We start from the raw sequence: 13,206 nt of genomic DNA, 5'->3' as shown, positions 1-13,206 counted from the left end.
TTCTCTATCTATTCCAATTTGCAAGATAGCAGAAAAAAATTGGAATGTAAATGGGGCGAACGACGGGTTTCGAACCCGCGACCTCCGGAACCACAATCCGGCGCTCTAACCAGCTGAGCTACGATCGCCACCGAGTAGAGTGACTATTTTGACTGATTTGACCGTTTTTGGTCAATTTATAGCTGAACTGTTTTAAAGTTGGGGCGTTTATCCGGATCTTTCCGCTGTCCTTTAGCTTCTTAAAATCTCCCCTTGTTACTTGGACAATGGTCTCGCTTTTAAGAATCCAAAAACCACCAAAAATATCTCGCTAAATGACCCAATTTTAAACAGTTCAGCTATAGTTCCATTCTTTGATGACTGAGGTTGACCAATGAAGATAAGTTCCCCATAGGAAAAGGACAAGGAAGATAAACACACCAAGCTCAAGAGGGAATTCCGGAAAACGGAGCCAAAACATCAGCCTTTTTGGGGCAAAAGCGACAAGCTTGAGCAAGAAGCTTGCGTATGCTGCGAGTAGGGGCAAGAGAAACGGCAGGATTAAGCTGATTAGAAGGAGTCCGATTAAAAGGGTAAAAAGGAGAGGAAAAAAAAGATTGTAAACGAGACTTAAGAAGGAAAAGTGGTGAAAATGGAAAAGCACAATTGGGAGAGTAAAAATGAGGACCGCTCCATTGAGAGCGAAAATTTTTCTTAAATAGACTGACACGAGGGCTCCCCATTGATTAAGAGAGGAAAATAGTTTGATCTCTTGGAAGGTCCTCTTGGGGAAAATCTGCTGCAATTTCCTTTCTGTTGGAGCGTAAAAAACGAGAATTCCAAATGTTGCAGCAAAGCTGAGCTGAAACCCAACGTCTAAAATAATCAAGGGTTTACTAATCAAAGCGGCAAGTAGGCCAATTCCAAGAGCATTAAGAGGCGCACTTTTTCTCTGAAATAGCATCCCTCCTAAAAAGACGATGACCCCAATCCATGCACGGCTAATTGAAGGAGCTTCTCCCATGTAGTAAAAGTAGGCAGAAAGCAAACATATTAGAAGGAGGGCCATCCCTTTGCGGGGCAAAAACCGTCGAAGTAAAAAGGCGAGAAAGAAAGTTAAGATTGCAAAGTGGAAACCTGAGATTGCAAGCAAGTGCTGGAGGCCTATTTGTCCAAATTGAAAGGTTTGTAGGCGACTTTCTTTTTGTCCGGTTAGGAGGCCAGAAATCAGATGCTGGACAGGCTTTTCTGAAAAGTTTTTTCTCACCCATTTTCGTACTTTTTCTTTTGTTTGAAAGCGCCACTCGGCTTGACTTCTGGTTCTAAGTATGGGTTGCCAAGATGTTTTCTTTGATGTTTTGAGCACATAACGATGAGGAGAGATTTCCATGAGCGACACGTTTTGAAGAAAGTAATCGTGAGATGCACGGGGGCGATTTTTCTTGATCGGCATATAGAGACGGCAGGGAAGACGGTAGAAGGTTTCATTTTCTCCATGGAAATAGCGGAGGGTTCCTTCATAAACAAGCAAGGGTTTAAAGGGAGTGGGATGCCGCTTGACTTGCTCAATATGGAAAAGAGCATTGCCCGCAGTAGGCTCAGATAAGTGAGGAAGTGGGGTGAGCAGTAGAGCATATAAATAGCCCCCAGCAATCACGAGAAAGGTGAAAATTTTTTTCTCCATCAAGAAAAAGAATGCTCCCAAAATTAGGAGACTAAGATGAAAAACGGCACCAATCCCGATTAAAAAAAGAAGTGCAAGCTTAAGGGCGGGATACTGACTTAAAAAAGAGCGTGTTGCAACACAGAGGTTAGTTAAAATTTTTAATCCCATTGAGCCGAAATTTTATTTCACTCTTTGTTTGAATTCAACGAATGATTCGTGTATTCTTTATGCGATTTTAACGTTGAGTGGAGAAAAAATATGACAGTTTCTGGGAAATACATTTTAGAAGATACCTTTCGAAGAGGATTTGCATGGACATCTTTTCAAACGCTTTTTTATGCGGGACATAAAGATTTTAACTTTCCATCGTTAGTTGCTCAGCAAGGTGTTTTTTACACAGTATTAGGGGCAACAAGGTATCTCTTTACACAAGTTGAAACTCTTAAGGAACTCAAGCCTGAGACGCAACGCGCTTTAATTTACGCTGCTGCCTTTTTTGCAACATGTGCATCGATCACTCCAATCTTCATGATTGTGGGACGCAATGTCACATGGCAACAACTTGCAAGACAATCTGCAGGTGCTGTTGCATTTTGGTATATCTTAAATCCAACGAATGAGTTCCAGCGCAGCAGATAGAGCTAAGCTCATGAGCTTTTAACAGAGAGGTCTCGGAGGATAAATTTTCTCTGTGATCTCTGTATTTTCTGTGGTAAAAACTCATTTTCAACCGTTTCTTATGGATCGCTTTGCTTCTTTTTTCACCACGGAGATCACAGAGGGAAGTTAAAATTCTTAGATTTTGATTTTCTCAGAAAGTTAGTGACTACTTTTTTCAATCTTTTTAAGCAGTTCATAATGCCAATCTCCAAAGCTGAAGTAGGTCCAGATGCATGAGGAGTTCAGGCACTTTCCAATAAACTCCCAAGAGACATCAGCCCAATGGGAAAGACAAAAACTTCTTGCTGCAGCTATTTCGATTTTATTGAGATAGTGCGAAGGCTTTAAAGCAAAAAATGAATCGGGATAAGAGATCCGAATCGTCTGATTTTCACAGGTGATTTGATCTCGATGGGAAATCGCATTCAGTCCAAGAAGCATATCGACAAAAGAAGAGATCTTTTGAAGTTGACACTTTGGGGTGATTTGAATGGTGTGATCTTCCATCGCAATTGTTGGAAAAGAATCATCAAGGATCTTTAGCACTTCTAAACAGCGGAACATGTCTTGTTTGTTTTTTTGAGCGGCAGCCATTCCCAAACGAAACCATGCATACTCTGTAAACACTCCACGAAAACTGTTTGATGTAAATGTTGAAACCGGAACTTGGGAGGCGATCTCTTCGATCTCAGCAAGGTCTTGTAGGGCTCCATCAAAATCATCTAAAAATAACTGGCTGAGTGCTCGATTGAAAAGAGCTTCGATTTGATGCTCAGGAACCTCTTCTGTCTCGAGGGATGAGCAGGCATATTCATAAAGAGATGCGTAATTGCCTTCTTGAAAGAACTCACTCGAATCAAAATGAAGCGTTGCAAGCAGGGATAAGGGGAAAAAAATGCAAACAAAGAATAAGTGCATGAAACTCTCTCTATATAGAATGTATCGTGATGACATGATCTAAAGAGAAAATTAAACACAGCCAGAATTTGAAGCAAGAATAGAGTGTCTATTTTTTTTCAGACTTTTTCTTAAGATCTTCATCCAGTCCCTTATGGATGAGACGAGCTCCTCGTAAACCAGTCATATAGTGAAAGACCCAGTTGAGCATCACTGTGAAACGGCTACGGTAGCTAACGAGGTAAAAAACGTGAATGAATCCCCAAGTAAGCCAGGCTAAAAATCCAGACATCAATATTTTTCCCACATAGCCGACAGCTTTGTTGGTTCCAATCGTTGCGATACTTCCTTTATCAAAGTAGCGAAACGGACGTCGTTTTTTTTGGGGAATTTGTTTTTTGATGATTTTGGAAACGTAGCGCCCTTGTTGGATCGCAGTTGGTGCAATCGCAGGAAGAGGTTTTTTGTCTTTTCCCATTGCGCAAGCGGCATCACCAATCACAAAAATTTCAGGGTAGTCGGGCACAGTGAGATCAGGCTCGACGATCACGCGTCCTTGCCGATCAATAGGGACATCTAATGTTTTTAAAAAGGGAGCTGCTTGGTTACCAGCTGCCCAGATGATATTCCGAGCAGGAATGAAATCGTCCCCAACTTGGACTCCCTCTTTAGTCACATCTGTGACAAGCTCTCCTGTGACCACTCGAACTCCCATGTCTTCCAAGTTTTTGCGTGCTTTGACAGAGAGTTTTTCAGGAAAAGGAGGAAGAACCCTTGGAGCGGCTTCGACAAGATAAATCTTAGATTTCTCAGGATTAATCCGTCGGAAGTTTTTAAACAGTGTTTTATGGGCGATTTCAGCGATGGCTCCTGCCATTTCAACGCCTGTAGGTCCAGCACCAATGATCACAAAGTTCAGAAATTTTTCCGCTTCAGAAATGCTGTCTGTCCTTTCAGCTTTTTCGAAAGAAACAAGGATTTTTTCACGGATTTGCAGGGCATCGGTGATGGTTTTGAGTCCCGGAGCGAGAGGTTCCCACTGGTCGTTGCCAAAATAGGAGTGGCGGGCACCGGGAGCTAACACAAGATAGTCATACGAAACGATATCCCCATTCGCTAAGACGATTTGCTTTTTCTCTTTTTCGATTTTTTCGACGGTTCCCATGATGACCGAAGTATTTTTTTGCAGGCTGAAGATCTCACGCAGAGGAGTCGCAATATCCGCGGGAGAAAGGGCTGCGCTAGCCACTTGGTACAAAAGAGGTTGGAAGAGATGATGGTTTTTTTTATCGATCAACATGATGTCGAGGTTGGCTTTTCGAAGCGGTTGAATGACATTCAATCCGGCAAAGCCCCCCCCAATGACAACCACTTTCGTGAAAATCATGAGTAAGCACCTTAAAGTAAATATATTAGGGGATCAGCTTCGGAATTCTGTAGCCTTCCCCATTCCTAATTTCAATTTATAATACAATTGCTCGATTTGGTAAAGATACCAGTTTCTGCTATCATCGGTAATCCAACGTAAAAGGAGTTGTCCGATGAAGTTAGAGATACGAAAAGCCCAAAGCCGCGGGGTAACCGAGATAGATTGGCTCATAAGCCAGCACACCTTTTCATTTGGTAACTATCAAGATCCAAATTATATGGGGTTTGAATCTCTTCGTGTGATCAATGAAGATAGCGTTGCTCCAAGAGGTGGTTTCCCCAAGCATCCCCATAAAAATATGGAAATCGTTTCATATGTTTTAGAAGGGGCCTTAGAGCATGAGGATTCAATGGGAAATGGCTCGATCATTTATCCAGGAGAAATTCAGCTCATGAGTGCCGGAACAGGGGTTACCCATAGCGAATACAATCACTCAAATGAAGCTCCAGTCAAATTTCTTCAGATCTGGTTTCTGCCAGATCAAACGGATCTCGAGCCAAGATATGAGCAAAAGGCTTTCCCAACGGAAAGAAAAGAGGGTCAATTTTGTCTCTTGGCTTCGAAGGATGGTCGAGAAGGATCTGTCACCATTCATCAGGATGTGTTGATTTATGATGCCTTTTTAGACGAGGGGGATAAGGCAACTTACCGACCTTCAAAAGAGCGCCGTATCTGGGTTCAAGTCGCACGGGGCCAGGTACTCATGAACGAGCATTTGCTAAGTGAAGGAGATGGTGTTGGGATTTCAGAGCCTGGATCATTAGAGTTTAGTCATGGTAATGAGGCTCAAATTCTGATTTTTGACATGAAACCACTGCCAAACAGTTAGTTTTTTTTCTTTAAGAAAAGTCTAATTATCGTATATCATTTACCGTTAAGCCTCTGAGTGCGAACTTGAAAAAGCTGAGTATTGGTGGTAAAAGAATAGTCTTTTGAAAGGATTGAGTGTGATCGACTACTTCACAGGGGATGGGGGGTATCATGCCGCAATTTCTCTTCAGGACGAGCCAGGGCTCTCATGGGAAAAGGCAAAAGAAATGGCTCCCAATCTTCCTAAGGGTTGGTGGGAACTTTCAAGGCTGGATCCGGGAGTGAAGCTCGAATTCATTCGTGATTATTGGTTCAATGCGCTTCCTTATCTGCCACATGTGTATCATTTTTTAGATACGTTTTTTGCAGGAGTACAAGAGGTTGGGGTTTATCTCGCTCAAAAGAGAGAAAAAAGTCCTTATGAAGTGTTTTTTACTTATCGTTTAAAAGACCGGTTGTATTTAGGACGACCGCCGCTGCTAGAAAAGGAAATACAGCGGTTTAAGCGGTCAATCGACTATCCTCTTCCAGATGACTACTTGAACTTTTTTCGAATCCATAATGGATTTGCTAAAGGAGGGGATAGTGGAGTTTTCTCCTCTGGGGCTTTAGAAGAAGAGCGCAAATGGTTTATGCAAGCTCAAGAAGGGTTTTCCCTTGGTGAGAAAAGTGTTGACCCTCAGCTGTTGCTTCCTTTCTATAGGTCATTTGGGCTGGATATTTATCAGTGTTTTTATAAGGATTGGTATCCAGACGGGGAAGTAGGAAATGTCCTCTGTTCTTTATCAGATCGAACCATCTCGAGCTGGAAAGAGGATGAGACGCTGGCTTTTCCAACTTTTTTGGATTGGTTGGTTTTTTACTTAGAGTAAAGGATGAGAAGAAAACCGCTTCGGATTCAAGATTTGATGGGGGATCATGGAAAGACTTTAGGTCTTTTTGTCGATCGTCCTCAAGAGGGGATGAATAAGAAGATTAGTGGACCAGAAATTCAACGACCTGGACTTTCTCTGACAGGATATGTGAAGCGGAAGTTCAATAAACGGATTCTGCTTTTTGGTCGCATTGAACTCGAATATTTGCGCGACCTTTCTTCTGGCAAGCGTAAAGAGCGACTTGAAGATGTTGTGACAACAGACAATCCTGCAGTGATTGTTGCGCGAGGTCAAAGGCCACCGAAAGAATTAAAAGACATTTGCCAACAGCTCAAAATCCCTCTTCTGCGTAGTAAGGAGAAGACGATGGCACTGATGTCTCAGCTGACGTTGATTTTGTCTGAGTTTTTTTCTCCTGTTGAAAGTGTTCATGGCACCCTTGTCGAGGTCTTTGGAATTGGAGTTCTCATTCAAGGCGATTCGTCTGTAGGAAAAAGTGAAGCAGCATTGGGATTAATTGAAAGAGGCCATCGGTTAGTCTCGGATGATGTGGTCCACTTGCGGAAGAAAGATAATCGGTACTTGGAAGGCTCCGGACCAGAGCTAACACGCCACTTGCTAGAGATTCGGGGGATTGGAATTATTAATATCGCTCACCTTTATGGTGCGGTTTCTATCAGGCAAAGCGTCCGTGTTGAAATGATCATGGAATTGGAAGAATGGAACGATAATCATTACTATGACCGGGTGGGACTTGAGGAAAAGTTTAAGGAAATTTTAAATCTCCATATTCCATCATATGTTTTGCCAGTCAAACCTGGACGAGAGGTGGCACTTTTGATTGAGACAACGGTGCTCAATCACAGATTGAAGGAAATGGGATACCATTCTGCAAAAGAATTTAATATTAAGCTGCTGGAAACAATAGCTAAAAGGCAGCGAAAGGGGCGGGTTAACATTGGTTGAAAAATTTGAAAAAGTTGTCAAAGTGAAAAATAAGATGGGACTGCATGTCAGGCCTGCATCATTTATTGCCAAGTTACTGCAAAATAGCCAATCAAAAGTAACGTTGACTTATAAAGGGGAGTCGGTCAATGCTCGGAGTATCATGAGCATTATGATTTTAGCCGCTCCTAAAAATGCCCAAGTGCTCATTTCCGTAGAAGGAAGTGATGCTGGCGAGACAATGAAACGTCTTGTGGGAGCATTTGAAAATCAATTTGGGGAACAAGGGTTAGGCGTAACATGACTGAGGCACTCGAAGAAATTATCTTAAAAGGTGCTCCGATAAGTGAGGGAGTGTCGATTGGAAAGCTCTATTTTATGGAGGACTTTCCCGACGACATCATTCCTGAATTTCCTATTCAATCGTCTGATGTTGAAAATGAAATTGCCCGTTACCGCAAGGCAGTTCTGTCAAGCCGCGAAGATCTTCATACACTCCAACGTTTTTTAGCAAAGGAAGGATCTAGCGAAGCTGCGTCGATTATTGATACCCACATACAGATGCTTGAAGATCCGTTTATGACGACCTTTGTCGAGAAAAAGATTCGACAAATGATGAAGAATACAGAGTCTGTTTTCCGCACAGTCATGTCCGATTACGAAAAAGAATTTTCCAAGATCAAAGATAGTTTTTTCAAGCAACGTCTGCTTGATGTGAAAGATCTTTCCAACCGGATTCTGCGACACCTTTACCCACGTGAACAGGTGACACTCAGCGACCTTCCTGAAGAGGGAGTTGTTATTTTTACGAAAGAACTTGTTCCTTCTTTAACAGCGGAGTCCTCTGCATCTCAAGTTTTTGGATTTATTACTGAAATGGGTGGTGCGACATCTCATGCAGCTCTCATTGCTCGCTCGAAAGGGATCCCTTACATTTCAAACATTGATGTAGAAACCCTGCGTCAGTTCGAAGAGTGTGATGTCATTATTGATGCCGATCAGGGAATGGTGATTCTCAATCCGAGTCTGGAAACAATTGACCACTACAAAGGAAAAAAAGAACGCAAGAAGCCGGCTTTCCAAAAAGAAAAAAAAGACGACTCGAAGGTTGAAACTCTTGATGGCTGTGCAATCACTTTACTTGCCAATATTGAAAGCATTGCCGACCTTGATCTTATCGAATTGTATGGAGCTAATGGTGTTGGACTTTTCCGCTCTGAATTTCTCTTTTTTGGGAAAGAACTTCACTCTTTTTCAGAAGAAGAACAGTACGATCTTTACCTAAGGGTCATGGAAAATGCAAAAGGCAGACCACTCACTTTTCGTACGTTTGATGTAGGAGGAGACAAGGGAAGTATTAGTCGCTATGAGCCCGAACCCAACCCCGCACTAGGCTGCCGTGCGATTCGCTTTCTTTTGAGAAATCGTGACATTTTTATCATGCAATTACGTGCACTCATGCGTGTCAGTTTAGAAGGAGATTTGCGCATTCTCCTTCCCTTAATTTCTGATGTGACAGAACTCATCGAAGCCAAAGAGCTGATTCAAGAGGTGGCAATTGATCTCCGAAAAGAAGGGTATCAAATTGCCGATGAAATCCCTGTTGGTTCAATGATCGAAGTCCCTTCTGCTGTGATCATTTGTGATTTAATTGCCAAAGAATGCGATTTCTTATCGATTGGAACAAATGACCTCCTTCAATACACCTTAGCGACAGACCGAACCCATCAAGATTTGCACTCTTTTTGTAAGTCCAGTCATCCTAGTATCATTCGAATGGTTCGCCAGGTTGTTAAAGAAGGCGTACAATCAGAGACACCTGTGAGTTTATGCGGGGAGATGGCTGCTGACCCGTTAATGCTCCCTCTACTTCTGGGCTTAGGCGTGAGAAGTTTTTCATGTGCCCCCCGCTATATTCCCGCAATTCGGAACATGGCGAAACGTCTAACACTTGCAGAGTGTCAAGATCAAATAGAGGACATCATGAAACTTGAGACTTGCCAACAAGTGGAGCAGTATCTACAAGAGAGATACGAAAAACTCATTTCTGAGATTTCTTTATGACATCAGTTTTTAAAACTTCTTCAAAGTGGCTTGAGGTTCCTCATCCCATTTTGTCACGTGAGCTAAGGCAAGTTCTGGAAAGTTTGCTTGCAGCTCTGAACACTCATCTGCGATTGGAAGACATTGAAACTGAAAAAACTCTTCGAGAAATCGTATCCAAACTCCCTCAAGTATCCTGTACTTATACAAGTGAAGATGCAGGCATTGTCAAAGTGACATTTCTCGCATTGGAGTATCCTTCGCTCGATACCGATCGCTTTGTTCACGAACTGTTTGATCGATTTGTCCTCTCGAAAAGTCAATGCTTTGAGTTAGAGTCAAAGTCCTTTACGTTTGAGCTGAAAGCAAAAGATCTTCCTCGACTCTATGTTGCGGACTATTTGATTCAATTGAGTGAAACGCAATCGTATGAACGGTTCAAAGAAAAAGTCATGGCATTGAAAGAGCAGCTTCGACTGGCGCTCTTAAACAAGAACTTCTCTTTCCGTTTAGCACTTTCTCACCAAGTACGCCTCGATCGGAAAATCACTGCCATTCATTCACAAGTTCTTCGCTACATCGAAGAAAAAGGAGAAGAAATAGACACGCAATTTTTGCTTGGTGTCGACAGATGGCTCATGGCTTTTAGCCAAGATTTTTTAGAGAAACGTTCACCCCTTCTTCTTGCGAAAGCTCTCTTTAACCTCATTTCAATTAGACGTGAATTGGAGTGGAAAGAGACAATTGATTCAAGTAAAAGACACATCCAACTCTCTTTCTTTCCTTCGAGCTTAAGTTTTACGTTTGGAACAAAACCCGTGTTAGGTTGCACCATTGGAGTGGGACTCAACCCGTCCTGTGAGAGGTTTGTTGAAAAACACTTAAGTTCGGCCTTAAAAGCTGTTATCCCTTCAGCGAACTTGTCAATTTCTCCTGAAGTGTATTTAGAAAAATCGAATATTCAAATGATGTATGTCGAATTCGAAAAAGAAGATGGCATGCGTTTTTCTGATGAGGAAATCGAAAAACTTAATTTCCAACTGCCCATAGAAATTGAGGCGCGCGTTCAACGTTTTGTTCCTGAACTTTTCATGGTCCGCAATGAAGAAGAGATCATGAAAAACATTTTAACTCTGACGAAAGAAATTCGAAGTGCAGAAGACTTTCCTCAGGTCATGGTGCGTTATGAACAACACGATGAAGAAACATTGGTTTTTTGCGTCATTCTCGTGCGCATTTTAAAAGAAGGTCAAAGTTCGGTGACAGAGGCATTTTCGAAAGTGAATCACTCCCTGGCGCTCATCCCCGAACGCACACAAATTGTCAGCTATCTTGGAGGGAAAGATCCTGTTGAAGCTAATGTATTTCGCGTGCAACTTTCCGATGTCAATCCCTTTACGAGACGGAACTTTTCCTTCAACTTTTTTGAAGCACGCCATCATGTGATTGAAGTGATTGAAGCAGCTCTTGGCGAGATTCGAGATTATAATGGAGGGATGATTCTCAAACAGAGTGAAAACCTCGTCCGGTTTAAACAGGCCTTTTCAGAAGTTGATTCAGAAAATCCCGAGTTTCTCGAAAAGTTTTTCTATTCACTTAACCCGATTGAAATTCAAGCAACTATCGAAACGGAATCGCTCAAACTCTTTTTCGAAACGTTTTCTTCCTTGCTTGATGCTGAAGAAGAAGGGTTTTTCTCCTATCGTTTTTATCGAAAGGGAAGTCAATTGTTTCTCTTTACAAGATGCAACGACTATCATTTTCGCACGGCATTTGAAGAAGAATTGGAAAAGCAAGACTTGAAGCATAAGCTGATGATTTCATCTTCACTCTTGCATCATGGGTTCCGTTATGAAGGGGTAATCTTTGATAACCATGAAGAGATTAAGCCCCAGTTGGAGGGAATTTTAAAAACCTACTTGAAACACCAAGTCAAACCTAAGGTTTTGAATCTCAACTTGGAAATGAAAGTCTTTTTAGACCCAAGAGTTGGAGGAGACCATCAATCAAGTGTGGTCAATAAAATGCTCTTTGAAGGACTCATGCGCTTAGATGAAGAGGGGACACCCCAACTTGCCGCCGCAGAGAAAGTTGATGTTTCTGACGATCAAACCCGCTATATCTTTACATTGAGAGAATCCTACTGGTCAAATGGGATGAGAGTGCTTGCAGAAGACTTTGAATACGCTTGGAAGAAAGTTTTATCTCCGGGGTTCAATACTCGCTTTGCGTACCTTTTCTACCCCATAAAAAATGCCCGTTTAGCCAAAGAAGGACAATGTAGTGTTGATGAAGTCAAAGTCAAAGCTCTTGACGATACCCATTTAGAAATTCATCTTGAAACGCCCACCCCCTACTTTTTGGAGTCAACGACGCTCGCTCTTTATTCACCTGTGAATTCCTATATTGATCGTATCCATCCCAACTGGGCTCAAGAAAGAGGCGATCGTTTCATTTGTAACGGTCCATTTCGTTTACGAGAAAACCGCTCGTTTTATGCGTTTGAACTGGCGAAAAACCCCTATTTTTGGAATCGCGATGCCATTAAGCTCGATCACATTTTACTGTCGCGGGTCAACAGTCGGAAAGCAGTCGAACTCTTTTGTACCAAGAAGCTCGACTGGTTAGGGCCTCCTTTAAGCTATGGCAAAAGTAGTTTTTCAAAGCTTGGTGAAAAAGTTCACTACTTGCCCACAACAAAGTCCCTTTGGTACCTCTTTAACAATCAGGTATTCCCCTTTACAAATCATAAGATTCGTCAGGCCTTTTGCCTTGCAGTCAACCGTAGTAAAATCATCGGCGATAATCAGGATTACATGCTTCCTGCTTACTCCCATCTTCCCCTCAATCACACAGAACTGTTCCGAGGGCATGAGGGGATGAAAGAATGTCAATTGAAAGCAAAAGAGCTATTTCAAGAAGGACTGGAGGAACTGGGGATTTCTGAAAAGGAATTTCCTCAAGTCACAATTATCCACTACAATAGTGAAGCTTCAAGTCGTTCTTCGTTTCTATTAAAAAAGCAGTGGGAAGAGACTTTAGGAATCCGGTGTCGCATTGAACCTTACGAGTTTTCAGATCTCTTTGAACGACTCGGGAAAGGGGAATTTCTTATCAGCTGTTTTTGCTGGATTTCATGGATCAATGATCCAATCTATACTCTCAATATCTATCGTAATCAAGATGAGAAACTCAATGTCTTCTTTTGGGAAGATCAAGAGTATCAGCGGCTCTTAGACCTTGCAGACCATGAATTAGAACCTGCCAAACGGCTTGAATATCTTCATGAAGCGGCTAAGATTTTCTCAAATCAACATCTCATTTTGCCAATCTATTATGAATATGAACGGTATTTAAAGAGTGAAAACCTTCATGTTCCTGTTGTAAATGACTTAGGTCTCGTTAATTACGCTTATAGCTATTTTAAATAGCTTTAAAAAGCTGGTGTTTATTTTAAAATTTTTTTAAGCTCATTGTCGTTTAATCATTGAACATGAGGAATAGACAATGGGTTGCATAATTTTACAATCAAGATTGGTTGAGCATCCAGAAGTTTCAGCCTTGATGAAACAACTGCATCAACACCAAGCTTGGAGAGACTCTCTTTCAAGTGAAGAAATCGATGCCAAGCTTCTTCAAGCTTCTACCTATGCTTTCTTTTTCACCCCTGCTGAGCAAGAAGGTCTATTTTACATTGCATTTCTAGATAAAGACGAGACTGTTCATCGCCATATTTTCCGGATTGTTACCGATAAGCGAGGATTTTATGGGTTTATGAACGGTGCTGTTACAGTCTATCAAGATCTAAATGATCTTGTTGTGACATCTATTGGCTGTGCTCCTGGCGCATGCCAACCGTGTGAGTAAACACGAAAAAAGATAGGGGGACAGCTTGTTTTTAC

At 41.9% G+C, this 13,206-nt stretch carries 11 protein-coding genes and 1 tRNA gene; 8 read left to right on the top strand and 4 right to left on the bottom strand.

The features are described from left to right. Positions 1 to 51: 51 nt before the first annotated feature. Positions 52 to 128, bottom strand: a tRNA-His gene (locus ACOOFG_RS09365). Positions 129 to 334: 206 nt separating this feature from the next. Then, positions 335 to 1,663: a ComEC/Rec2 family competence protein gene (locus ACOOFG_RS09360; RefSeq protein ID WP_420421207.1), complete on the bottom strand. Its 1,329-nt coding sequence runs from the start codon at positions 1,661 to 1,663 to the stop codon at positions 335 to 337. A 240-nt stretch (positions 1,664 to 1,903) separates the two neighbouring features. Between ACOOFG_RS09360 and ACOOFG_RS09355 the strand changes: the two genes are divergently transcribed. Continuing rightward, complete coding sequence (locus ACOOFG_RS09355) at positions 1,904 to 2,284, top strand: hypothetical protein (protein WP_420421206.1); 381 nt, start codon at positions 1,904 to 1,906, stop codon at positions 2,282 to 2,284. 180 nt (positions 2,285 to 2,464) lie between these two features. Here the strand turns inward: ACOOFG_RS09355 and ACOOFG_RS09350 are convergent, their stop codons facing one another. Both ACOOFG_RS09350 and ACOOFG_RS09345 read right to left on the bottom strand, forming a co-directional pair. After that, complete coding sequence (locus ACOOFG_RS09350; protein WP_420421205.1) at positions 2,465 to 3,223, bottom strand: hypothetical protein; 759 nt, start codon at positions 3,221 to 3,223, stop codon at positions 2,465 to 2,467. 88 nt (positions 3,224 to 3,311) lie between these two features. Next, on the bottom strand, positions 3,312 to 4,589 hold the full coding sequence (locus ACOOFG_RS09345; protein ID WP_420421204.1) for an NAD(P)/FAD-dependent oxidoreductase: 1,278 nt from the start codon (positions 4,587 to 4,589) through the stop codon (positions 3,312 to 3,314). A gap of 154 nt (positions 4,590 to 4,743) precedes the next feature. Between ACOOFG_RS09345 and ACOOFG_RS09340 the strand changes: the two genes are divergently transcribed. The 7 genes from ACOOFG_RS09340 (at position 4,744) to ACOOFG_RS09310 (ending at position 13,171) form a co-directional block, all read left to right on the top strand. Then, complete coding sequence (locus tag ACOOFG_RS09340) at positions 4,744 to 5,460, top strand: pirin family protein (RefSeq protein ID WP_420421203.1); 717 nt, start codon at positions 4,744 to 4,746, stop codon at positions 5,458 to 5,460. 103 nt (positions 5,461 to 5,563) lie between these two features. Beyond that, positions 5,564 to 6,313, top strand: coding sequence for an SMI1/KNR4 family protein (locus tag ACOOFG_RS09335; protein WP_420421202.1), 750 nt, complete (start codon positions 5,564 to 5,566; stop codon positions 6,311 to 6,313). Positions 6,314 to 6,316: 3 nt separating this feature from the next. Next, on the top strand, positions 6,317 to 7,282 hold the full coding sequence (hprK, locus tag ACOOFG_RS09330; RefSeq protein WP_420421201.1) for an HPr(Ser) kinase/phosphatase: 966 nt from the start codon (positions 6,317 to 6,319) through the stop codon (positions 7,280 to 7,282). Further along, complete coding sequence (locus ACOOFG_RS09325) at positions 7,275 to 7,565, top strand: HPr family phosphocarrier protein (protein WP_420421200.1); 291 nt, start codon at positions 7,275 to 7,277, stop codon at positions 7,563 to 7,565. The genes hprK and ACOOFG_RS09325 overlap by 8 nt, the downstream gene beginning before the upstream one ends. Continuing rightward, a complete protein-coding gene (gene ptsP, locus ACOOFG_RS09320) occupies positions 7,562 to 9,325 on the top strand; it encodes a phosphoenolpyruvate--protein phosphotransferase (protein WP_420421199.1) in 1,764 nt (587 codons plus the stop codon). The genes ACOOFG_RS09325 and ptsP overlap by 4 nt, the downstream gene beginning before the upstream one ends. Beyond that, entirely contained in the window at positions 9,322 to 12,735 is a 3,414-nt protein-coding gene (locus ACOOFG_RS09315; RefSeq protein WP_420421198.1) for a peptide ABC transporter substrate-binding protein, read from the top strand. The genes ptsP and ACOOFG_RS09315 overlap by 4 nt, the downstream gene beginning before the upstream one ends. A gap of 76 nt (positions 12,736 to 12,811) precedes the next feature. Further along, positions 12,812 to 13,171, top strand: coding sequence for a hypothetical protein (locus ACOOFG_RS09310; RefSeq protein ID WP_420421197.1), 360 nt, complete (start codon positions 12,812 to 12,814; stop codon positions 13,169 to 13,171). Positions 13,172 to 13,206: the final 35 nt, after the last annotated feature.

Source organism: Simkania sp. (assembly GCF_965215465.1).
In the GTDB taxonomy this organism is placed as follows: domain Bacteria; phylum Chlamydiota; class Chlamydiia; order Chlamydiales; family Simkaniaceae; genus Simkania.
Note: the sequence above shows the minus strand (reverse complement) of the source record. Positions and strands in the feature narration are given on the sequence as shown.